Annotated in this window: 22 protein-coding genes and 1 pseudogene; 16 read left to right on the top strand and 7 right to left on the bottom strand. The window is 68.9% G+C overall.

The window, feature by feature from the left end; translation table 11 throughout:
* Window positions 1–71: 71 nt before the first annotated feature.
* The 3 genes from OG746_RS37800 to OG746_RS37790 form a co-directional block, all read right to left on the bottom strand.
* Window positions 72–851, bottom strand: coding sequence for a hypothetical protein (locus tag OG746_RS37800; RefSeq protein ID WP_266722991.1), 780 nt, complete (start codon window positions 849–851; stop codon window positions 72–74).
* Window positions 851–2,122 (bottom strand): VWA domain-containing protein, encoded by a 1,272-nt coding sequence (locus OG746_RS37795; RefSeq protein ID WP_266722989.1) that lies wholly within the window; start codon window positions 2,120–2,122, stop codon window positions 851–853. Before OG746_RS37795 ends, OG746_RS37800 begins: the two co-directional genes overlap by 1 nt.
* Before the next feature lie 327 nt (window positions 2,123–2,449).
* Entirely contained in the window at window positions 2,450–2,902 is a 453-nt protein-coding gene (locus OG746_RS37790) for a hypothetical protein (protein ID WP_266722987.1), read from the bottom strand.
* 625 nt (window positions 2,903–3,527) lie between these two features.
* On the opposite strand from OG746_RS37790, the gene OG746_RS37785 reads away from it, so the two are divergent.
* Entirely contained in the window at window positions 3,528–4,262 is a 735-nt protein-coding gene (locus OG746_RS37785; protein ID WP_266722985.1) for a dienelactone hydrolase family protein, read from the top strand.
* A gap of 219 nt (window positions 4,263–4,481) precedes the next feature.
* Here the strand turns inward: OG746_RS37785 and OG746_RS37780 are convergent, their stop codons facing one another.
* Entirely contained in the window at window positions 4,482–5,255 is a 774-nt protein-coding gene (locus OG746_RS37780; protein WP_266722983.1) for an SDR family NAD(P)-dependent oxidoreductase, read from the bottom strand.
* 166 nt (window positions 5,256–5,421) lie between these two features.
* Here OG746_RS37780 and OG746_RS37775 point away from each other — a divergent pair, with 166 nt between their 5' ends.
* Window positions 5,422–6,036, top strand: coding sequence for a TetR/AcrR family transcriptional regulator (locus tag OG746_RS37775; RefSeq protein ID WP_266722981.1), 615 nt, complete (start codon window positions 5,422–5,424; stop codon window positions 6,034–6,036).
* Window positions 6,037–6,136: 100 nt separating this feature from the next.
* Here the strand turns inward: OG746_RS37775 and pdxR are convergent, their stop codons facing one another.
* Window positions 6,137–7,588 carry a MocR-like pyridoxine biosynthesis transcription factor PdxR gene (pdxR, locus tag OG746_RS37770; RefSeq protein ID WP_266722979.1) on the bottom strand — a complete coding sequence of 484 codons (1,452 nt, stop codon included), beginning with the start codon at window positions 7,586–7,588 and terminating at the stop codon, window positions 6,137–6,139.
* Between the two features lie 116 nt (window positions 7,589–7,704).
* Here pdxR and OG746_RS37765 point away from each other — a divergent pair, with 116 nt between their 5' ends.
* The 3 genes from OG746_RS37765 to OG746_RS45710 all read left to right on the top strand — a co-directional run bounded on the left by OG746_RS37765 (window position 7,705) and on the right by OG746_RS45710 (window position 9,368).
* Complete coding sequence (locus OG746_RS37765; RefSeq protein WP_266722977.1) at window positions 7,705–8,298, top strand: TIGR03086 family metal-binding protein; 594 nt, start codon at window positions 7,705–7,707, stop codon at window positions 8,296–8,298.
* On the top strand, window positions 8,292–8,771 hold the full coding sequence (locus OG746_RS37760) for a hypothetical protein (RefSeq protein WP_266722975.1): 480 nt from the start codon (window positions 8,292–8,294) through the stop codon (window positions 8,769–8,771). The genes OG746_RS37765 and OG746_RS37760 overlap by 7 nt, the downstream gene beginning before the upstream one ends.
* A gap of 309 nt (window positions 8,772–9,080) precedes the next feature.
* On the top strand, window positions 9,081–9,368 hold the full coding sequence (locus tag OG746_RS45710; protein ID WP_524540522.1) for a hypothetical protein: 288 nt from the start codon (window positions 9,081–9,083) through the stop codon (window positions 9,366–9,368).
* A 428-nt stretch (window positions 9,369–9,796) separates the two neighbouring features.
* Here the strand turns inward: OG746_RS45710 and OG746_RS37750 are convergent, their stop codons facing one another.
* On the bottom strand, window positions 9,797–10,255 hold the full coding sequence (locus OG746_RS37750) for an SMI1/KNR4 family protein (protein ID WP_266722973.1): 459 nt from the start codon (window positions 10,253–10,255) through the stop codon (window positions 9,797–9,799).
* A gap of 136 nt (window positions 10,256–10,391) precedes the next feature.
* Window positions 10,392–10,757: pseudogene (locus OG746_RS37745) on the bottom strand (transposase); the annotation flags it as partial.
* On the opposite strand from OG746_RS37745, the gene OG746_RS37740 reads away from it, so the two are divergent.
* From OG746_RS37740 to OG746_RS37690, 11 genes are all read left to right on the top strand, one after another.
* A complete protein-coding gene (locus OG746_RS37740; protein WP_266722971.1) occupies window positions 10,731–11,321 on the top strand; it encodes a 5-formyltetrahydrofolate cyclo-ligase in 591 nt (196 codons plus the stop codon). The pseudogene OG746_RS37745 and the gene OG746_RS37740 overlap by 27 nt on opposite strands.
* A gap of 383 nt (window positions 11,322–11,704) precedes the next feature.
* Window positions 11,705–12,034: a hypothetical protein gene (locus tag OG746_RS37735; RefSeq protein WP_266722969.1), complete on the top strand. Its 330-nt coding sequence runs from the start codon at window positions 11,705–11,707 to the stop codon at window positions 12,032–12,034.
* Window positions 12,035–12,056: 22 nt separating this feature from the next.
* Window positions 12,057–12,365: a pore-forming ESAT-6 family protein gene (locus tag OG746_RS37730; protein WP_266722967.1), complete on the top strand. Its 309-nt coding sequence runs from the start codon at window positions 12,057–12,059 to the stop codon at window positions 12,363–12,365.
* A gap of 76 nt (window positions 12,366–12,441) precedes the next feature.
* Window positions 12,442–12,864 carry a DUF6507 family protein gene (locus tag OG746_RS37725; protein ID WP_266722965.1) on the top strand — a complete coding sequence of 141 codons (423 nt, stop codon included), beginning with the start codon at window positions 12,442–12,444 and terminating at the stop codon, window positions 12,862–12,864.
* 2 nt (window positions 12,865–12,866) lie between these two features.
* Entirely contained in the window at window positions 12,867–15,101 is a 2,235-nt protein-coding gene (locus OG746_RS37720) for a hypothetical protein (RefSeq protein WP_266722963.1), read from the top strand.
* Between the two features lie 91 nt (window positions 15,102–15,192).
* The gene (locus OG746_RS37715) at window positions 15,193–15,726 is read left to right on the top strand and encodes a pentapeptide repeat-containing protein (RefSeq protein ID WP_266722961.1); all 534 of its coding nucleotides are present in this window, start codon (window positions 15,193–15,195) and stop codon (window positions 15,724–15,726) included.
* Window positions 15,727–16,141: 415 nt separating this feature from the next.
* Window positions 16,142–16,486: a hypothetical protein gene (locus tag OG746_RS37710; RefSeq protein WP_266722959.1), complete on the top strand. Its 345-nt coding sequence runs from the start codon at window positions 16,142–16,144 to the stop codon at window positions 16,484–16,486.
* A gap of 30 nt (window positions 16,487–16,516) precedes the next feature.
* A complete protein-coding gene (locus OG746_RS37705; protein WP_266722958.1) occupies window positions 16,517–17,377 on the top strand; it encodes an immunity 49 family protein in 861 nt (286 codons plus the stop codon).
* A gap of 21 nt (window positions 17,378–17,398) precedes the next feature.
* Entirely contained in the window at window positions 17,399–17,701 is a 303-nt protein-coding gene (locus OG746_RS37700; RefSeq protein ID WP_266722956.1) for a hypothetical protein, read from the top strand.
* A gap of 43 nt (window positions 17,702–17,744) precedes the next feature.
* Window positions 17,745–19,079, top strand: coding sequence for a type VII secretion integral membrane protein EccD (eccD, locus tag OG746_RS37695; protein ID WP_266722954.1), 1,335 nt, complete (start codon window positions 17,745–17,747; stop codon window positions 19,077–19,079).
* 10 nt (window positions 19,080–19,089) lie between these two features.
* Complete coding sequence (locus OG746_RS37690; RefSeq protein ID WP_266722953.1) at window positions 19,090–20,340, top strand: MinD/ParA family ATP-binding protein; 1,251 nt, start codon at window positions 19,090–19,092, stop codon at window positions 20,338–20,340.
* The last annotated feature ends 61 nt before the right edge of the window (window positions 20,341–20,401 follow it).

Here is a 20,401-nt window from a genome sequence, read left to right as displayed (position 1 = left end):
CGCGCGCCAAAGATCAACGCCGACCGCACCGAGGGCGCCGCCCTCCCGTCGCGCGTCGCTTCCGAGGCCTGTCAGACCCCCGCCGGGCGGCCTCCTCCTCGGGTCAGCGCGTAGCCTCCGATGCCCGCCAGCGCCGCGAGCACCGCGCCCGCCGCCGTCCACAGCCAGCGGCTCGTCCACCAGGCCGAGGCCCAGCCGTCCGCCGGTGCGGCCTGCTCGGCGGAGGCGGTCGTGCCCGGGACCAGCGGGGTGGACAGGCTGCCGTCGACCGCCGCCGCGCCGCCGATGTCCTTCGAGTGGGCCTCCATCGACGCCGTCACCGGCCGGCCCAGGTCGGCGTCCGCGAGCGAGGCCGTCGTGAGGCGGACGTAGTAGGTGCCGGGCAGCGGGTCGTTGCTCCAGGCATCCGCCAAGACCCGCACCGTACGCAGCGTGCAGGCGAGCTCCACGCGGTCGGCCCCGGCCTCAACGGCACGTGCCTGCATGCCGTACTGGCAGGGCTGGCGGCGCCGCAGCCCGTCGTAGACGTCGATGCGCCAGGTCTGCGCGCCGTGCCGGGCCTGCGGCTCGGGCAGCTCGACGGTCGCCTTCACCGTCGGGCGCTGACCGGCGTCGGCCGGGAACGACCAGTACAGGTAGTCGCCCGTCGACGCACTCGCCGTGGCCTTCTGGTCCTGCTGCGTCTGCGCCGCCGTACGGAACGACGTGCCTGCCTCCGTCGGGGCCTTCTGGGCGGTGCCGTCACTCTCGTCCGCGGCGGCAGGTCCGGCCAGCGCCAGCAGTGCGGTGGCGGCGCCCAGGAGACCGCCGGCCAGTTGTCTCCTACGCCCCAACAACGTTGCGAACTGCATCAGTTCGTCCTCCAAACAGCGACACGCCAGCGCGAGAGCCAGCCCCAGATCACACCTGCGAGGAATCCGACCACGACCAGGGCGGCCAGTAGCCACCAGCCGTTGCCGAGCCCGAACGCGGCCACGTCGGATCCCTGGTCCGGGCCGTCCACCAGGTCGACCGTCAGCTCGACCGGCAGGCCGGGTGTCGTCTTCACCGAGGCGGGCGCGGAGAAGGAGTGCGAGACCTGGAGGCAGACCGACTCCGCCCGTGTCTCGTCCGTGTCGTCGTCGCGCTCGGGCTTCGGGTAACGCAGGCCTGTCGAGAGGACGTCGGTGCGCCCATCACCCGCCTCCTGCCCGCGCACGATCTCCCGGCCGTGCGTGGTGAGTGCGCGCAGCAGCACACCGTAGTCCTGGTTGACCGCACGGTCGGCCGCAACGCTCACCGAGGCGCGCAACTCCTGTCCCGGTTCGACGTCGACGCGGTAGAAGCGGTGCTCGCCGAACTTCTCACGGTCGGTGTAGAGGCCGGCCTTGAGCTGCGGCGCGTCGGCGCACTGGGCGGCGCCGTCGACAGCCACGGGTGTGGTCACCGGATCGGCCGCCCGGTCGACCAACTGTCCCACCTTGTCGGAGAGTTGATTCTTGTGGTGCACGGCGGTGTAGGTGCCGCCGGTCGCGTCCGCGATGCAGGACAGCTGCTCACGCGTCTTCGCGTCGGCGACAAGCCCGAGAGTGTCGATGGTCAGACCGATGCCCTTGGCGGCGATCCCGCGGGCCACCTCGCACGGGTCGAGCGGCTGACAGGTGTCCTCGCCGTCGCTGATGAGGACGATGCGCTTGGCGCCGGCGCCGGACGTGAAGTCGTCGGCGGACTTGAGCAGGGCGGGACCGATCGGCGTCCAACCGGTGGGCTGAAGCGTGGCCACGGCCGTCTTGGCCTCGGTACGGTCCAACGGGCCAACCGGGTAGAGCCGCTCGGTGTCCTTGCAGCCCGTCTTCCGGTCGTCTCCAGGGTAGTTGGCCCCGAGCGTCCTGATCCCGAGCTCCACCTCGTCGGGTGTCGCGTCGAGCACCTCGTTGAACGCCTGCTTCGCCGCGGCCATCCTGGAGCCGCCGTCGATGTCGCGGGCGCGCATGGATCCGCTTGCGTCCAGGACGAGTTCGACCTGAGGCACCGGTCTTTCGTCGGCTCCATCGGCATACGCCTGGGTGGGCGGCAGGCCGCCGACGGCGAGGGCGGCGAACAGAGCACACAGGCCCACCGCCAGCCGTTGTCTGATGATCATCGGCGGATCTTATGGATCATGACGGGAGAAGACCAAAACGGGGACCTCAACGGGGACTTCAACGGGGACCTCAAGGCGTCGCCCGACACGATCGCCGAAGGGAGACCGGGCGCCGGTCACTCACGGCCGTGCGCCTTCTTTTCGCTCGGCCCCCAGCCTTCGCACCTGTCCGCAGCCTCCCCTCCGGGTGAAGTGCAGAGAAGCGCGCAGGCCCGCTAGCCCGGCGATGAGGCCGTACACGCCTGCCAGGATCACGAGCATGCCGGCCTCCGCTTCCCAGTCGCCGGCGAGGTGCACTGCAGGCCGATTCCCGACGCTTCACCCTGCTCATCCACGCTGCACCCCCGACCGTCCGGGGCCGGGCTCACCGTGCCGGTCGTAGTCCTGTTCCGTCCCGTCTGTCTGAGGTGGTTCCGGCAGGGCCAGTTCAATGACCGGGCGCGCTGAAAGCGTGGTGGTCACGTCGTCGAGCAGCGGCACGAGCGCCTCTACAGCGAGGCCGTCCAGTACGGAGAGATGGCGCAGCAGGTCCGGGTCCGTCAGCCGCGTCGGCCCGTCGGGATCCGCATGCCGCAGCAGGAGGGCCGCCGCCTCACGGACGATCCACGACGCCGGCGCCTGCAGTGGGTCGGCGTCATCGAAACTGTCAGCAGCTTGCACCAGGACAGCGGCGAGGCTTACGCGGTCATCGTCTTCCCCTGCCCGGAGACGGTCGCGGGCCGCGAGGAGCAGGTGATGAACGTCGCGTCGGTACGGTCGGTGAACGGCGGAGCGCGTCATCCCGGCCTCCGTGCGCAGCAGTGATGTCGACGTGGCCCGCCCCAGCGACAACGGGGCGCACGTCGTCATCGCATGCGCGGACGGCGCGACCCGCGGATTCAGTTGCCCACTCCTTCGCACCCGGCACCGCCAGCCCGAGAGCCCCGGAGACGGCTCACTGCCACCTTGTCCCCGCCACCCACTCACTGAACGTCGATGCGTGGACGACCACCGAATCGAGTGACCCCCACCGCGCCGCCGCGGCGTCTCCAACTACGCCCGAATGCTCACTGGTTGCCGATGCGCCCGGCCACCGCCGCAGATACCTGCCATGAAGTCTCGGCAGTGGCCGCCGCGAGCCCGGGGCGACCCGAAGGACGGCCGCGCTCCTCCAGAGACTGTCTTTGAACCCCTGGTGAGCCGACGGGCCTTGGCCACGTAGCCCGCCCGTGTAAGCCGTAGCGTCAGGCTGATCCTGTGGTCTAGGCTCCACGTCCATGACTACCGGGACGGCTTCGCGCCACGCACGGATCGGTGACCCGGTGCTCCGCTGAGCGCCTTACGGGCCGACGCGGGCCCCGTTGCACGAGCTCCACCTTCGTCGTGTTGACCACAGGTTCAACTGGCAACGACGAAGGGAGGGTTCATGACTGTCAAGACACTGGAGATTCCGACCGCGGACGGCGTGGCCGACGGGTTCGCCGCATTCCCCGAGGGCGGTGGGAAGCACCCGGGCGTGCTGATGTACCCGGACGGGTTCGGGATTCGGCCCGTACTGCGGGAGATGGCCGAGGAGTTGGCGGAGCACGGGTACTACGTGCTCGTGCCGAACGTCTTCTACCGGCACGGGCCCGCGCCGGTGACCGAGCTTCCCGAGTTCGTCGGGGCGCGGGACCGGGAGCGGGTCATGGGCGCGGTGATGCCCTTGATCCAGGCGCACACCCTCGAGCGTGTCCTGCGCGACGCCGAGGGCTACCTCGGGTTTCTCGGCGCCCAGGCCGAGGTCGCCGCCGGGCCCCTCGGGGTGACCGGGTACTGCATCGGCGGGCTGTACGCCGCGCGCACCGCCGCGGCCCATCCTGGGCGGGTCGGCGCCCTCGCCGCGTTCCACGCGCCCGTCGGCGCCGACGGACCCGGGCTCTTCGAGACCGTCACCGCTCAGGTCCATCTCGGCCACGCCGAGGGCGACTTGACGCCCGACGCGCTGGGCGACCTCAACCGGCAGCTGGATGCCACAGGGCTCGCGTACACCTCCGAGATCTACCCCGGCACCGTCCACGGCTTCACCATGGCCGACACCGAGGCCTTCAACGCGGCCGGACTGAAGCTGCACTGGGAGCGGCTGCTGCCCCTGCTGAAGCGCACCCTGAACGGCGCGTAGGGATCAGAGCCTGCCTTTGGGCCCCCGCCTGCTTCGACGGTCAGCCGCCCTCACGTGCGGCTGGCCGTCTCCCGTTCGCTGCACGGGGCGTTCACAGGTGCGCTTGATCGGGGCGTGCGTGAGGGCTGCGGAGATCGTCCCTCGTGGCAGTGGCGTTGCCCGCGCGAGTTGCGCTGAGGTCCCAATAGGCGGCCCTGCCCCTCCCCAGCGGGTTCGGTGTCAGGCGCTGGCGCCGCCATCGGCGACCAGATCATGGCCGACGACGAAGCTCGCCGCATCGGAGGCCAGCCACAGGACGGCGGCGGTGATCTCGTCGAGATCCGCCGGGCGTCCCAGTGGGATGGTGGCGCCCAGGCGCTCATCACGGTCTGTCTCGGTCTCGCCGGGCCGCATCGACATGTGTGTCCGGGAGGCGCCCGGGCTGACGGCGTTGATGCGGACGCCGTCCTTGATGTGGTCCAGGGCGGCGGCCCGGGTCAGCGCGGAGACGGCGGCCTTGGAGGCCGCGTACGCACCCATTCCCGGATAGCGCAGGTGGGCACCGATGTTCGCGGACGTGTTGACGATGGCGCCGCCGCCGTGCGCGCGCATGTGCCGGATCTCGTGCTTCATGCTCAGCAGTACGCCGGTGAGGTTCACGGCCAACTGCGTGTCCCACTCGGCTTCGTCGACCTCGGCGACCGGGCCGAGCGCGGTGAGGACGCCGGCGTTGTTGTGGGCGATGTGCAGGCCGCCGTGCCGGGCGACGACGGTCGACACCAGGTCCTGGACCGAGGCGGAGTCGGTCACGTCTGTGCGGATCGCGTCCGCCGTTCCTCCGTCCTTCTCGATGAGCCGGACGGTCTCGGCGAGCGCGCCGGTGTCGCGGCCGGCGGTCACGACGGTGGCACCGCGTGCGGCGAAGGCGAGTGCACTGGCCCGGCCGATGCCGGAGCCCGCCCCGGTGACCAGGACGACCTTGCCGTCGAAGCGCGGGCTGCTGGAAGTGGACATGCGGGACCCCTTGGAGTTGTCGGCAGGCGCCGATCCGCATTCTGTGCCGATCGACACAGAAATAATGCGCGCCAGGATCCGGCCGGTCAAGGGTTATATTTGCCGAGCGTTACAGAAATTGGCGCCGGCCCCCTCCGGCGCCCCGACGGCGGCAGGGAGTGAAGCGATGGCGAGCAGAGGACGCCCCCGCGGCTTCGACCGCGACCGGGCCCTGGAGCAGGCGCTGCGTGTCTTCTGGGAACACGGCTACCAGGGCGCCTCGATGGCCGCGCTGACCTCCGCCATGGGCATCAAGTCCCCCAGCCTGTACGCCGCGTACGGTTCCAAGGAGGAACTCTTCCGCGAGGCCCTCGCCCTGTACGCGGCCACCGAGGGCTCCTACACCCGGCGCGCCCTGGACGAACAGCCCACGGCGCGCGAGTCCGTCGAGGCCGCACTCCGCGACAACGCCGCCGCGTACACCGACCCGGCCACCCCGCGCGGCTGCCTCGTCATCCTGGCCGCCCCCCTCGCCACTCCCGACAGCGCGGACGTCGCCGACACGCTCGCCCGCCTGCGCACGCAGACCCGCGAAGCCATCCAGGGCCGCATCGAGCGCGGCATCGCAGACGGCGACCTCCCCGTCGGCACCGACGCGGCACGACTGGCCGCCTTCTACGCCACCGTCCTCAACGGGCTCTCCTTCCAGGCCCGCGACGGGGCTTCGCTCGCCGCGCTGAACACCGTCATCGACCAGGCGATGCGCTGCTGGCCCGAGGTCTCCCCCGTGCCCGAGAGATGAAGGATCCGAATTCGGGAGTCACACAGGCAGGGTTCCCGTGATCGACACCGATGAGTTCTTACGTCACTGCTGAACCGTGTGCAGGCGCTTCCTTCCGCGTTCAGTAGTCCTTGGGCGGGCCGAGTACGGAGTGAAGGCCCGGCTTGATGTCCGACGCGCTGATCGAGCCGTAGCCGAAGACGAAGCCCGGGCGCGCGGAGCGGTTCGCGGCGACCTCCGCCAGGGTGTAGACCGCTACGCCGGATGCCCGGGCCCGGGCGGCTCGGTCCGCGAGGGCGTCAGGGTCGGCGAGGTGGCCTTGGGTGAACGTCGTCACGTGCAGGCCCGCGGCGGACGGCACCAGCTCGGCCAAGTCCGCGAAGTGATCGGTGAGCGCGCGGGTGATGGCTTGGTGCCGGGTCGCGTACGTGTGCTGCATCCGGCGGATGTGCCGGGCGAGCAACCCGTCGTCGACGAAGCGGGCGAGCGCCGCCTGTGTGGGGACCGCTGTGTGCCAGTCGGCGGTGTACTTGGCGGTGCGCAGTGCTGTGCGCAACGGGGCGGGCGCCACCAGGAAGCCGACGCGCACGGAGGGCAGCATCACCTTGGAGAACGACCCCACGTAGATGACGTGTCCGTCCCGGTCCAGACTGTGCAGCGTCTCGACCGGCCGGCCGCCGAACCGGAATTCGCTGTCGTAGTCGTCCTCGATCACTGCGGCGCCGTGCTGCCGCGCCCATCGCAGCAGTGCCGTTCTGCGCCGCAGGGACATCGGCATGCCGAGCGGGAACTGGTGGGAGGGGGTGACGTACACGGCGCGGGTGTCAGGTGGGAGGGCGTCCACGAGCAGGCCCTCGGCGTCCACCGGTATGCCCGTGACCTCGGCGCCCTGCGCAAGGAACGGCAGCCGGGCCGGCGGGTAGCCAGGCTCTTCTACGGCTACCCGGTCACCCGGTTCGAGCAGTACCCGCCCGATGAGGTCCAGGGCCTGCTGCGTGCTGGTGGTCACCAGTACGTCGTCCGGGCCGGTCCGCACGCCGCGGGAGAGTCCGATGTGCCGGGCGAGTGCGGTCCGCAGCCCGGCGTGGCCGGATGGATCGCCGTATCCGACCGCCCCGGTCGCCGAGAGGCGCAGTTCCCGGGAGATCAGGGGACGCCAGGCGTCGTACGGGAAGAGCCGGGCGTCCGGCAGGCCGACCCGGAAGTCGTGGGTCGCCGTGGTCGGTCCTGTGATCTCCGGGGCTGCCCATGGGGACAGGCCCGCCCACAGGGCGCGGGGACGTAGTCCCGAGCCGGTGGTGTCGGTGGCGGTCGCGGCCTCGCGCGTGGGCAGGCCCGTCGTACGCACATAGGTCCCGGAGCCGACCCTGCTGTCCGCGTAGCCCTCGGCGACGAGCCGTTCGTAGGCGACGCCGACGGTGTTGCGGGCCACCGCGAGGCGGCGGCTCAACTCCCGGGTCGGGGGAAGCGGATCGCCGGGCCGTAGCAGTCCGTCGTGGATCGCGGTGCGCAGCTGGCGATAGATCTGGCCGGACAGGTCTCGTTTCCCGTCGAGCCTGACGTGTACGTCCATCTCGGCTTTTCGCTTTCGGCTCAGCTGTTGTTGGCTTTCGGCCCGGGAATTGGCTCAACCGTTTAGCAGGTTATTGGCTCTGGAACTGAACCGCTGAGGGATCTTACGCTCCGGCCATGGACATACGACGACTGGACCGCCAGGCGCTGTTGCTGACCGGGGAGGTGGTCTCCCGGGTGAAGACCGACCACTTGAGGTTGGCGACGCCGTGCGCGGACTGGACCCTGTACGGCCTGGTTCGCCATCTGGTCAGCCAGAACGAGGGGTTCGCCGCCTCCGCCCGCGGCGCGGGTGAGCCGTGGGCCGTATGGCGCGACGGCGACCTCGGTGAAGACCCGGCCGGAGCGTATGAGGCGTCGGTGGGCGAGGTCACCGCGGCGTTTGCGGAAGACGACGTGCTGGAGCGGCGGTTCGCGCTGCCGGAGGTGGGCGAGGGCTTTGCTGTCCCCGGACGGATGGCGATCGGCTTCCACCTGCTCGACTACGTGGCGCACGCCTGGGACGTCGCGGTGACGATCGGCGCCCCGTGGGAACCTTCCGCCGAACTCACTACCGCCGCAGTGCGCGTCGCCGCCCTGGTCCCGGACGAGGGCCGCGGGGCCGGTGCCGCATTCCGCCGACGGATAGCCGTCCCCGACGACGCCCCGCCGGGCGACCGGTTGCTGGCCCTGCTTGGCCGCGATCCGTCCTGGACGCCCGGGCCATGCTGAGGAGCCGCTGGTGCCAGGGGCCGGCCGGAGACTCCTTTGGTGACCGCGCCGAGGCGAAGGGCGTCGCCCGTGGCATGCCCGGTCGCCGGAGCGGCCCGCTCATCGTCAGCGTCACCGACTTCACCAGCGACGCTTACCGAGACTTGCCCGGCATCGCGCGTCGCGGCTTCGCGCTGCGGCGCTGCTGGCCGCATCTCGACGGAGCGATCGGCATGTGGTTGTGGGTCGTGCCCTTGGCCCGGCGCTGCGGATCGGTCTCGGTGTGGACCGGGCGGCAGGCTCTGGCGGAGTTCGTACGCTTGCCGGAGCATGTCGCGATCATGGACGAGTACCGCGAGCGAGGCACGATCAGGTCGGTGATCCGGGAGTACGACAGCTTCGAGGCGGTGCGGATCCGGCGGGATGCGGAGGCGTGGCTGATGCCGGACGATCGGTGCCGTGCCGCTCGAGAGGCGCCACGGCAGAGCGGCTGACAACGGGTTCTCGGCTCATGGGCCAAGATCACGAGACGGAATCAGACCGACCCACGAGTGAGACAGACCTAAGACCCCAGGTCAGGGTACCGATGAAGGCCGGAAGAAACGAGACCCTACAGTTTCGCCTCCGCGGCGAGGGCAGATCCGGTAGTCCGGAAGGTATGACGCGCGCAACTGAGTGACAAGGAGTGGGAGTACGTCGAGCCGTATCTGCCGGTCGGCGAGTACGGCCGTATCCCGCCAGGCTGCGGTAGCAGTTCGAGGGCGTGATCTGGAAGTTCCGTTCAGGAGCGCTGTGGCGGGGATATGCCGGCCGAGTTCGGCGCCTGGTCCAGCGTGCACAACCGCTTCAGGCAGTGGCGGGACGCCGGTGTCTTCGAGGCCCTGTTGGAGGGCCTGGTCGCCGAAGCCGCCCAGCGCGGCAGGGTGGACTTGTCGCTGGTCAGCGTGGATTCCACCACCGGCGAGTGTGCCCAGTGCGGAGTGCTGGTGGCGGCGGTGCTGGCTGAGCCTCCGGTAGCCGAGCGCGTTGTGCAGGAGGACGTCGCCCGGGCCCGGAGGTACCTCACTCCCGATGCCAGGAGTTGGCGGTGAACTGGGGCGCGGGGTGTGGACTTTGCCACGCGCGGCGGTGCCCTTGATGCGACTGGTGAGGTATTCGGTCATGGCGGCCTCCGTGGCGGGGCGAGGGCGGGCTGGCGGGCATAGGTGCCGTGGCGCAGGGCGGGGTGGGCACGACCAGCCCTGCACGGAACGTTCAGCCCGCGAACTCACTCGCGGGGCCGCTGGCCGGGCTGGGCGGCCTGGCTGGGGTGTGACCACAGCTGTACATATGCCTCCGCCTGCTGCCACCAGGTGGCCAGCCTCGGCCCCGGGCGGACGGTGCCGTTGGTGTGGTTGAGGATGACGATCTCTGACTACTGCTGGTTACCGTGCCTGGCCTGCGCGGCCGGTGGCTGCCGCGTGCCGAGGCCGACGAAGGTGCTTGACAGCGGCTAACACAATGAGTCTCGCGGGCTGAACTACAGTGATCCCGGCTCGCCGTCAGCGACAAACCGCGTCAGGGATCGCTCCAGCAGTTCCAGAAACTGCCGCAAGTCATCGGCTACCTCGTCGAGCTCCGGTTCGTCGAGCGACGCCATCCTCGTCCGATGGACCGCCCCATCAGAGCCCACGACGTAGGACAGGCCGCCTCCGTTCGAGCCGATGACCAGACCGTGGACCTTCTGGTCCGCGCCGATGCCAACAGCGCCGTACTCCTGGAGTTGCAGAAGGACGTCAATTGCTGGGTCGAGGAAGTAGCCGTTGCCAACGTCCGCCCAGGTGACGTCGCCGATGCTGTCGTAGAAGGTGACCAGGTCGGCCGGGATGAGGCTCGCTTGGGCAAGCGCGCGAGCAGCGGCTTGATCGTCGCTGTCGGCAGGCCGGACCTCGTTGGCGCCAGGGGGAAAGCCATGCCGCCGCTCGAACTCGCCTGTCATAGCCGTGAGGGTCCCGGAGACTCTGTCTGTCCACGAGGCCAGCCAGGCGGGTGAAAGCGAATGGTCACTCATGAGGCCGGATCATGGCATGAGCCCCGGGCAGCCACGAGGCGATCAACAGCCTTGCATCCCGACATCAGCGCAAGGCCCTGAGTTGTCGATGGGTGATGAGGCAGCAGGCGAGCTTCGGGAATGCTTCGTGGATGTCTGCCCGTCGTTCCCACCGGATCCGCAGGCGGCGGAAGCCGTGCAACCAGGCGAAAATCCTCTCCACGACCTAGCTGTAGGTGCCGTGTCGGGTGTCGCGGCGGGCGATCGCGGGCACGATGCCGCGGGCGCGGACCGGGTCTCGGTAGATGTCGTGGTCGTAGCCGCGGTCGGCGAACAGCAAGCCCGGCCGCTTGTGCGGCCGTCCGACCGTTCCCGCCACGGCGGGGACCTTGTCGAGCAGGGGCAGGAGCTGAGTGACGTCGTTGTGGTTCCCGCCGTTCAGCGACACACCGCCCGGACCATCAAGGCGGTCCCGGACAAGGCTCAACTTGCCGTACGCGCCAAGGCACTCGACGAGGCAAAGACGGTCTACATGGCCGTGCCCAAGCTCGCTGACCCACGCCCCTTCTACCTCCTCGACCCCGCCGCTCTGACCATTCCTCCAGCCGAGGCGGCATCCAGTAAGGTCGACGCGACCATCGCCCCGCAGGTGGACGTGAGCGACCTGCGTCCGGTCGACATGGTGGTCGTGGGCAGCGTGGCCGTGAACCGCGCCGGCGTCCGCATAGACAAGGGCGCCGGCTACTCCGACCTGGAGTTCGCGTTCCTGATGGAAGCAGGACTGATCAGCGAGCGCACCATCGTCGTCACCACCGTCCACTCCCTCCAGGTGGTGGACGAGGAGCTTCCCGCCACGGAACACGACTTCGGCGTGGACCTCATCGTCACCCCCGAAGAGATCATCACGTGTCCCGCGCCTCACCGGCCCTCGGGTCTGGTCTGGGAACACCTCGACGCGGCGAAGACCGCCTCGATTCCCGTACTGGCAGCGCGGGCACCCGCGGGCGACAGCTGAGGCCGACCACTCCAGGGGCAACGATGCTCTGTCGACAATGGCTGACTGCCCGTCGCCCTGAAGTAGAGGCCACTCAGCCACGCGTTCCCACGTCACGTCCTCAGCGATACCGCCCGCCCGGGGCGCACGCCCTCCATCACGGCCTGTTGCGTTCTCAACGAGGCATCGAACGGTCGTGTGACGGACACAGCGGGAGCGGAGCCTGAGACTCCTCGCCCCGCCGCACCCAGCCCGCAGGACACAATTCACGCCACTGCTCTCCAACCACATTGCCCCCGCAATACGGCATACGAGAGGATGTTCGGTGAACTATGGGACGTACGGTGCTCACGTGCCGCGCATGGCACAGCGACGCGCCAAGCCCGAGTGACCAAGGGGGAGCGATGAAGTTCGACATGGGGTCCACGACTCTGTCGACGCTGGGCAAGAGCACGAGCGGGTCGAGTGACGATCTGGGTGCGCTCATCCAGCAGTTGATCGCCGCCGCGCAGCCGTTGGAGGGGAAGTTCAACGGTGAGGGCAAGGCGATGTTCGACGCGTTCAAGGCGAACGCGGACGACATCACGGCTGCGCTGAACGGTTCGCTGTCCGCGATCCTGGGCGGTCAGTCCGGGATGGACACCGCGTTCGGTACGGGTGACCAGGAGCAGTCCGACAACGCGCAGCAGAACATGGGCGCCGCGAACTTCGACGCGGCTCGCTTCAGCGGCTGAGACACACGGGGGTTTGACCATCATGGCGACGCAGGACCGACGTTCGTACGACACCGGCGCCTCCGCCGAGGTGCAGGGCAGCCTGCACGGCATCATCGGCCGCCTGGAGACCGTGCTCGGCGACCGCGACCGCGCGGTGAAGACGGCGATGGCCGACTACCAGGCCGACGGGGTCTCGGACGAGTACCACGGCAAGGAAGTCCGCTGGAACCGTGCCGCGAACGAGGTGCGCGACATCATCCAGCTGGTCCGCACGACGCTGGAGAAGAACGACGCCACGGCCCAGTCCACCCTCGCCAGGGCGCGTTCGGCCGTGAACAGCATCGGCTGACGCACGCCGAGTTACGTGATGTGAGTACCGGCGCGGGCTCTGGCGCGCGCCGTCAACGGGGATGAGGGGGATGGTCGTGACGGGGTGGGACATCGACCCGGCCGGGGTGTCGGGCGTGCTGTCCAAGTCGGGCGCCGCCGCGCAGGACATGTCGAAGGCCGGCGGTGCGATGCAGAAGGATCTGGAGTCCGCTTCCTCCGCCGCGGGCACGCTCACCAGCCAGTACGGCCCCTACACCAGCACGGCGGGTGTGGTGGGTGCGGCGCTGGCCCAGTTCGCGCAGCACTGGAACCGGGACCTGCTGTACATCGCCAAGCGCACCGAGAATTCGCTGAACGGCGCGGCCGAGGCCACCGCCGCGTACATGCACGGTGCGCGTGAGCAGGCGGCGAACGCCCAGCAAGCTGCAGCCCAGGAGCCGAAGATCGACATGCCGGGGGCGGGTCAGGCTCAGGGGCCGGGCGCGGGTGAGACCGGGCGTCGTACGGAGGGGCGGTAGCGGTGAGCGACCAGCTGATCGATCCGTCCGGGATCCCGCACTTCATCGGTGACCTGGCGACCCTGGACACCGATGTCACCAACCTGAATACGCACGCGGGGGAGTTCCGTTCGGCGGGCGCGGACGTGCACGCCGAGTTCCAGGGCCTGTCCGCGTTCTACCAGGCGCCGGAGGCGGACCAGTTGTTCGCCACCACGCTGCCGGTGAAGACGAAGACGGACGCGTTCGCCGACGATCTGGAGCAGGTGTCGTCCGCGCTGTCCGCCTACAGCACCGAGGTCCAGCCTCTGGTCAAGAAGCTGGACACGCTCAAGGCGGACGCGACCGCGTTCGTGAACTCGGTGTCCGGGGACGAGGACTGGCGCAAGGACCAGGACAAGGTCGACCACAACAACGACCTGTGGCACGACGTCAACCACACCGTCGCCGCGTTCCAGTCAGCTGAACGCGCCGCCTACAACAAGATCATGGCGCTCATCGGCGGCACGGCGCTGACCACCGACGACGGCTCGCACGCCAAGAACATGTACGGCTTCAAGGCCGACGACCTCGACCATGCCGAAGAGACCCCGTGGGGCTCGTCGGCCGAGCGCGAGTACGAGGGCCTGGCCTGGCTCGGGCACCAGATCAAGAGCTACGTGTGGGACGGCTTCATCGTCGACGGCGTGTGGGGCACCATCACGGGCCTGGGCACCCTCGTCGGCACCGACGGCTGGGCGGCGGCAGGCCAGGCCTGGAAACACCTGGCCCAACTCGGAACCGCCCTGGCCATCACCTCCACCGCCATGCTCGGCGCTGCCCCCGTGGCCACCGCCTACTGGACGGCCCCCGACGACAAACTCCCCTCCTGGCTGCGCGAGTCCCGCACCACGATGAAGGAGACCGGCAAGGCCCTGGTCGCCTGGGACACCTGGAAGACCAACCCGTCCCGCGCGGCCGGTGCGGTCACCTTCAACGCCGTCACCGCCATCTTCACCGGCGGCGCCGGCAGCGCCGCCTCCGGCGCGGGCAAGGCGGGAGCGGTCGCGCGCGCACTGTCCATCACCGGCAAGGCCGCGCGGATCGTCGACCCGATGACGTACGTGGGGAAGGCGGGCAAGTTCGCCTTCGTCAAGGTCGGCGACACCTTCACCGCGCTGAAGAACCTCCGCACCGGCGCCTCGGTCGACCTGATTCGCCAGGCCGACGCATTCCGTTCGCCCAGCATTCCCGAAACGGCGATCCCGTACGTCGACAACGCCACCGGCAAGGTCGTCTACCTGACCGACCAAGGGCACCTCCTCGACGCCGACGGCAGCCTGCACGGTAGTGCAGCCAAGGTCGAGATGTCGGCCGCTGATCGCGCCGCCTTGGACTCCACACCACACACTTCGGTACCCGGCATGCACGCCCCGGGGCTCGTCACCGCTCAGGCGGGAGACGGCCTCACACACACGTCCGGCGATAGAGCGAGCATCGGGCACAGCAACGCACAGAACTCGGCCCCTTCCGCCGGGGACACTGCCGGGAGCACCGAGGCACGTTTCACGGGCGGCACCGAGGAGCCCCCGCCGGGGGCTGGCCGCAACGGCGACGCGGTACATGGTCCCGGTCACGCAGCGGATGGCCCTGGCGGCGCAACGCCGGACAGCGATGCCGTTGCGCGGCATGGTGGAACGGAGGGTGGGCCCGGCACGACCCATGAGAGTGCCGCAGTTGGTGACACCGCTCCTGAGAGGATCAATGAACCGCTGCCCGCACTGACTCCTGATGAAAAGGCCGCACACTGGGGGCACTTGGAGGACGCGGAGAAACGGAGTCCCGACGACTTCGATCATCTGCAGCGCGACCCCGACAAGAATGGTGGGATTTCCGAACCGTCGAAGGACGAGGCGCGTGTCGGCTTGGATCTTCGCGAACAAGGGCGCTTGCCCTCGGACATCAGACGTCCGGCTGAAGCCGACCGCGGAGAGTTCTACTCGCCCAGCACCGGACGGCACTACGACATCAAAGGTGTCCACTCTGAGTGGCCGCCCTTCAACAACGTTCACGACCCGGCGCTGCTGGCAGGACCCTTCCGGGGCGCGTACAACCCGGCCAAGAACACGAAGTGGGTTGCGAAGCTCTCCGAGCAGATCGTGGAGAAGAATCGCATGGTTATCCTGGACGTGCGGAACGCGAACCAGGCTGCAATCGACGACATCAAGTCCATCATCGAGACGAACGGCTGGGAAGACAATGTCATCTGGTACCCGTAGGGGCTGGGCACCAGCGAGGTTCCCCGAAGACCCGGCCGCAGCGCAGCGATTGCGCGAATGGCTTCAGAGCGATGTAGGCGGTCTTGATGCGGTGGGCCTCAACCTGAGTGGATCGGATCTTTCTCGCGGAGATTTCTCCGAATCCTGGTTTACGGAGGCTCGTCTTACCGACGCCCACCTGGTCGGATGCGAGTTCTATCGTTCCGATATCGAGGGCGCCGACCTTGACCGAGCCACCCTCACGGAAAGCTCTCTCGTCCGAGTAAATCTGGACGAGGCGACGCTACGTGGCGCCATTCTCGACCGGGCAAACCTGATCAAGGCGTCCCTGTACGGCGTTGACGCAACGGGTGCAAGTTGCCGCGGTACTCGCTTCATGGGTTCGTCACTACTGGAGGTCAGCCTCCGTGGGGCAGACCTGAGTGACGCTGTCTTCGACGAGAACTCCTTCAAAGTAACGCTCGATGGAAGTACCGTCCTGCGCGGTGCTACGGGGACTGTCTTCGGCCCGGTCGAACTTATGGATGGGGACCAGTCCCACAAGCTTGCAGGCAGCGACCTGCAGAACTGGCTTCGGCACCAAGGTGCGGAAATCCAGGTCATCTCCAAGCCTGCGCACCCGTGACTACGACAGCCAGCACCGTGAGTCGGTGTCCATGCGCCGACTCAGACTAGGTGACGCGGTGTTGTTCGGGTGGCGCATCGACAACGGCGCACCGTAAGGAAAGGCCATCCATGTCGACCTTGTTGCGTTCACCAAAGGAACGCGGTTCCTGGTACTGGGATCTCGACGAATTCGATGCACCGGGCCTGGAGACTGCACTGTTGCTCGGCGCGCGGGTGACTGAGGTGCTGACCCGACACGAGCTCCTCACTCCAATCCAGTTGCAATACGTCTGGAACGTCACAGGCATGGGAACTACCGGAATCACCACCACGCTTGACCTCGCCAAGACATCGCTCGGCGACCAGAACCTTCCGGAACGGGTGCGTGGCAGCCGCCCATGCTCCCCCCGTCCGCTCATATCTCATTCGTCGAAGTGCTGGGCACGGGCACGTGGATCAACGAAGGGGGCGAAGCCCGGACCGAATACCGATTGGTCGACCTGTCCCTGTGCACCGCCCCCACCGGTCTCTCGGCCGAGCTGTCCGTGCACCATGACGTTTGGGGCCAATACGACTTCTCGGGACGGCCCCACCCCACGGTTCGTGCGAACAATGCCCCCAGGCTCACCGCCGCGCTGAACGATCTCTCGGACCTGCTTGGCATGCCTCCGGAACCCGGAGAACCGACCTACTTCGGGGCAGCTACCGTTGACGGCCTCGCTGAACCGGACGCGGACGAGAACGGCCTGGGCCCTGACGTGACGAACTGGTTCCACTGACAGACGGACCAAATAGTGGATGGACATGGCATGCCCCACGTTGATTCTCGCCACATTCTTCCCCGGGAGAATCTGGCGGCAGACCTGCTGGTGCTCAATCGCAACGTGACATGGGCGCTTGAAGACCTTGACGAGGCACCCGAGGCAGTCAGCGACGCCTTGCACTCGGCCCTGACTCGCGCACAGACCTGCTGTATCAAGGACCCGCTGGCAGATCAGTTCGAGACTTGGGATGCCTGGGTCACCGCTATGCAAGCGGGCGCCGCGCTCTTCGATGCCGCCGTGGTCAGTAGTGGAACGGTGCAGGCGCGCATCGCACGCGAGTTGCGGACCATCCCTGCCACGGGCGCACAGCCGCATGTCAACGCAGCCAACTGGACCACCGCGTTCTGGCTCTGCGTGATCTGCCGCGAAAAGGACCGTCTCACCAGGCTGTGCCAGGTTCCAGTCGCTCTGCTCCGCGCATCGGGCGCCGAGTACGACGAATACATCTATGACTGGATTGAAGCGCTCCAAGCTTACTGGCTCGGTCGGCCAGGTTTGAGTGACAGGCTCGTGGCCGCGGCCCGGGGCACGACACCATCTGTGCCACGCATCGCTCCTTCTGATCTGTTGTCGAAATTTACGTGGCCCCCGATGGAGCTGCTGCATCAACTCCTCCGCCGGGACCACATTCGATTCAGCAGCACGCTTGCTCAGGCCGTGCAGTGGCACCGGGAGTACTGGTCGGCGGACGAGGATCGTTCCCGCCTCAGTTCAGGAGCTGTCGCCGTCGGGCCACTCGCCATGGCGTGCCTCGCCAACGATGCGGGTTTCCCCGTCGACATAGAATCCGATTACCTTCCCAGAGCTCTCCTGCAGGGGGCGTGGGCAGGCGAGTTCGAGACCTGAGACTCCCACCGGAATTGAGTCATGCCAGCCCAGGATTACGACAGTCAGCTTCTCGAGTCGGTGGCGGTGCGCCGTCGGCGGTTGCGCGATGCCGTGTTGTTCGGTGCGCGACGGCGACGACGCACCGTGGACGAGCGGTTGGGGAAGGCGTTCGCCGGTGTCGTGATTGCCGCGGTGCTGTGTGCCGGGTGTGTGGGCTGGTCGTTCATTTCGCATCGGGTGATCGGGAAGAGCGGATACGGGACGTCCACGCCCGCGTCAACGCCGTCAGCTCCTTCTGTTTCCGGCTCCGCAACGCCCCAGAGTGGGGATTCCGCCCGATGATAGGTTCGAACGCGTGATATCTCAGGGGGTTGTGAGCCGTACGGTGTTGAGCCGTATCACGTTGGTCGGTGAGCGGCGCCGTATCGATCTGGTGCTGCCGTCGCAAGAGCCGATCGGGCTGCTCCTTCCTGAGGTGATGCGGCTGTTGGACGACCGGGTCGGTGAACGGCCGCAGGCCCGCCATCTGGTGACGGCCGACGGCAGCGCCCTGGAGCAGGACGCCACGCTGGAGTCCGCGGGGGTACCCGATGGTGCCGTCTTGCGGCTGGTACGCATCGAGCACGCGCCGTCCGCTCCCGTCGTGCATGACGTGAGCGACGAGGCGGCCGACGATCTGGATGTGCGGGCCTGGCGGTGGGGCGCGCGGGCGCGGAGGATCGTCTCTGCCGGCGCCTGTGTCGCCTGGGCGGTGGCCGCGTCGTTCATCGCCCGCGACGGTTACGAAGCGCGAACCGTCGGGAGCGCGCTGGCAATCGCCGCGGCCGTCGCTGCAGTAGCCGGTGTGCTGCTCGGGCGGTCCGGGCGGAAGGGACTCGCCACGGCGCTGATCGGCGCGAGTGCCGCTGTCGGGATCGTGGCGGCGTGGTCGTTCGGAGACACCAACGGGTGGTCCGCAGCGGTGCGGTGGGGCACCGTGGCCGCGGTGATGATCGTGGCGTTGTTGCTGTTCGGGGGGTTCTCTCCTTTCGGGCGGGGTGCTCTTGTCGGTGCCGGTGCTCTGGCCGGGGTCGGGGCGTGTTGGGAGATCGCGCTCGCCGTGCAGTCCGGCGGGGAGCAGGCCGTCGGTTCCGCTCGTGCTGCGGCGCTGCTCGCCGTGGTTTCGGTGGTGGCATCGGGAGTACTGCCACGGCTTGCGTTGATGGCGTCGGGGCTTTCCGGGCTCGACGACCGGCGCTCGGCAGGAACTTCGGTGAGCCGGCTCCAGGTGGGGACCGCCATGGCCGCTACGCACCGGGGCCTGGCCCTGGCGACGGTGGTGATGGCGACCTCCGGAGCGCTCGCCGGGGTGCTGGTCGTCCGGACGGTGACGGTGTGGACCGTACTCCTCGCGGTCACCGTTGCCCTCGTTCTCGCGCTGCGGGCCAGGGCTTACCCGCTGGTGGCCGAGGTCGTCGCGCTGCTGCTGGCGTCGGGTGTCGTCGTGGCGCGGCTTGCGTGGCTGTGGCTGGAAGAGCAGGGCGTTGCGGGGCCGCTCGCCGTGCTGGTGGTCCTGGCGCTGGTGCCGCTCGGTGTCCTCGCCGTGGAGCCGGCCGAGCACGTGCGCGTACGGCTGCGCAAGGTCGGGGACGTGTTGGAGTCGGTCGGGGTGATCGCTCTGTTCCCGTTGGTTCTCGGGGTGTTCGGGGTGTACGGGCGGCTGCTCGGCACGTTCGCGTAAGGGGGCGGTGATGACGACATCCGGCCGGTGGCAGAACGACGTACTGCGGGAGCTCAACGCGTCCGCCGAGCAACCCGCACCTGACGATGGCCGCTTGCCGTTGCCCGTGCGCCAACCTGACGAGCAGCGCCCCCACCCAGGGCAGCCGCGTACCTCGGCCCGCCCGGCGGCGCAGCCGGCCGGTCCACAGCCGATGCCACAGCCGATGCCGCAAGCGGCGCCGCCCCCGGTCGACCCGCCTCACCAGGCACCACCGGCCCCTCCTGCACCCGCACAGCCTCACCCCACCGCCCCCTCCCCCGCCGCGCCACCGCCCGGCCCGCCCCGGCCCCCGGTCGCATCCCCCGAGTCCGTACCCACCCTCGACCCGCGCCTCGCATACGCACTGGGCACACCGCAGCACGGCGACTCGCTGGCCCGGCGCACCGGACGCGGCCTGCGCAAACTGGCCTCGTCCGCCGCGCACGACGTCGGCGAGGAGACCCGGCTCGCCGGGCTGTTGCAACAGCCGGTGACCACGGGGCGCGTGATCGCGGTGACGTCGATCCGTGGCGGCGCGGGCAAGACCACCACCTCCGCGCTCCTCACGCGCACCCTCAGCCACTACCGGCACGACCCGGTCCTGGCCCTGGACGCGGACTCCGCGCTGGGCACGCTGCCGGTACGCCTCGGGGCGGAGACCGTTCGCTGGTCGGCCACCGACCTGGCCCAGATCCTCACCCCGTCGATGCAACTGACCGACGTGACCGGCTACTTGGCGCCCATCGGGGACGGCGGCTGGCTGCTGCCCGCAAGCCAGGGACGCCTCGGCGTCGCACCGCTGGACATCCCGACGTATCGCAAGGTGACGCTCTCGCTGCGCCGCTACTTCGCGGTGACCGTGGTCGACTGCGAGTCACTGCCCGGCGAGATCGCCCGCACCGCGATGGCCACCGCCCACGCACGCATCGTGGTCGCGCCCCAGACCGCGGAGGGCGTGAACGGCAGCCGGATCGTCCTCGACTGGCTGGCCCAACTGCCACAGGACGCGCTCGCCTCGACCATCGTGGCGCTCACCACGAACAGCACCGATCCGAGCCTGGAGTTGAAGGTCGCCATGGCCCATCTGCGCGAGACGGGCGTGACCGTCGTGCACCTGCCCTACGACCGCCATCTGGCGGGCGGCGGCCCCATCCGCACCGACCGGCTCGGCGAGGCCACCCGGCGTGCCGCCACCGAACTGTCCGCCGAGGCGATGCAGCGGGCGGTGCGCGTCCGATGACCCAACACCTGAAGCAGCAGGCGGTGCACGCTCGATGACCCAACACCTGAACCGGCAGGCG

It is taken from the genome of Streptomyces sp. NBC_01016, from assembly GCF_026341035.1.
Lineage (GTDB): Bacteria > Actinomycetota > Actinomycetes > Streptomycetales > Streptomycetaceae > Streptomyces.
Note: the sequence above shows the minus strand (reverse complement) of the source record. Positions and strands in the feature narration are given on the sequence as shown.

Coding starts and splice junctions, on each gene's coding strand:
- OG746_RS37800 (WP_266722991.1), bottom strand. CDS start 851: ATGCAGTTCGCAACGTTGTTGGGGCGTAGGAGACAACTGGCCGGCGGT.
- OG746_RS37795 (WP_266722989.1), bottom strand. CDS start 2,122: ATGATCATCAGACAACGGCTGGCGGTGGGCCTGTGTGCTCTGTTCGCC.
- OG746_RS37790 (WP_266722987.1), bottom strand. CDS start 2,902: ATGACGCGCTCCGCCGTTCACCGACCGTACCGACGCGACGTTCATCAC.
- OG746_RS37785 (WP_266722985.1), top strand. CDS start 3,528: ATGACTGTCAAGACACTGGAGATTCCGACCGCGGACGGCGTGGCCGAC.
- OG746_RS37780 (WP_266722983.1), bottom strand. CDS start 5,255: ATGTCCACTTCCAGCAGCCCGCGCTTCGACGGCAAGGTCGTCCTGGTC.
- OG746_RS37775 (WP_266722981.1), top strand. CDS start 5,422: ATGGCGAGCAGAGGACGCCCCCGCGGCTTCGACCGCGACCGGGCCCTG.
- pdxR (WP_266722979.1), bottom strand. CDS start 7,588: ATGGACGTACACGTCAGGCTCGACGGGAAACGAGACCTGTCCGGCCAG.
- OG746_RS37765 (WP_266722977.1), top strand. CDS start 7,705: ATGGACATACGACGACTGGACCGCCAGGCGCTGTTGCTGACCGGGGAG.
- OG746_RS37760 (WP_266722975.1), top strand. CDS start 8,292: ATGCTGAGGAGCCGCTGGTGCCAGGGGCCGGCCGGAGACTCCTTTGGT.
- OG746_RS45710 (WP_524540522.1), top strand. CDS start 9,081: ATGCCGGCCGAGTTCGGCGCCTGGTCCAGCGTGCACAACCGCTTCAGG.
- OG746_RS37750 (WP_266722973.1), bottom strand. CDS start 10,255: ATGACAGGCGAGTTCGAGCGGCGGCATGGCTTTCCCCCTGGCGCCAAC.
- OG746_RS37735 (WP_266722969.1), top strand. CDS start 11,705: ATGAAGTTCGACATGGGGTCCACGACTCTGTCGACGCTGGGCAAGAGC.
- OG746_RS37730 (WP_266722967.1), top strand. CDS start 12,057: ATGGCGACGCAGGACCGACGTTCGTACGACACCGGCGCCTCCGCCGAG.
- OG746_RS37705 (WP_266722958.1), top strand. CDS start 16,517: ATGCCCCACGTTGATTCTCGCCACATTCTTCCCCGGGAGAATCTGGCG.
- OG746_RS37700 (WP_266722956.1), top strand. CDS start 17,399: ATGCCAGCCCAGGATTACGACAGTCAGCTTCTCGAGTCGGTGGCGGTG.
- OG746_RS37690 (WP_266722953.1), top strand. CDS start 19,090: ATGACGACATCCGGCCGGTGGCAGAACGACGTACTGCGGGAGCTCAAC.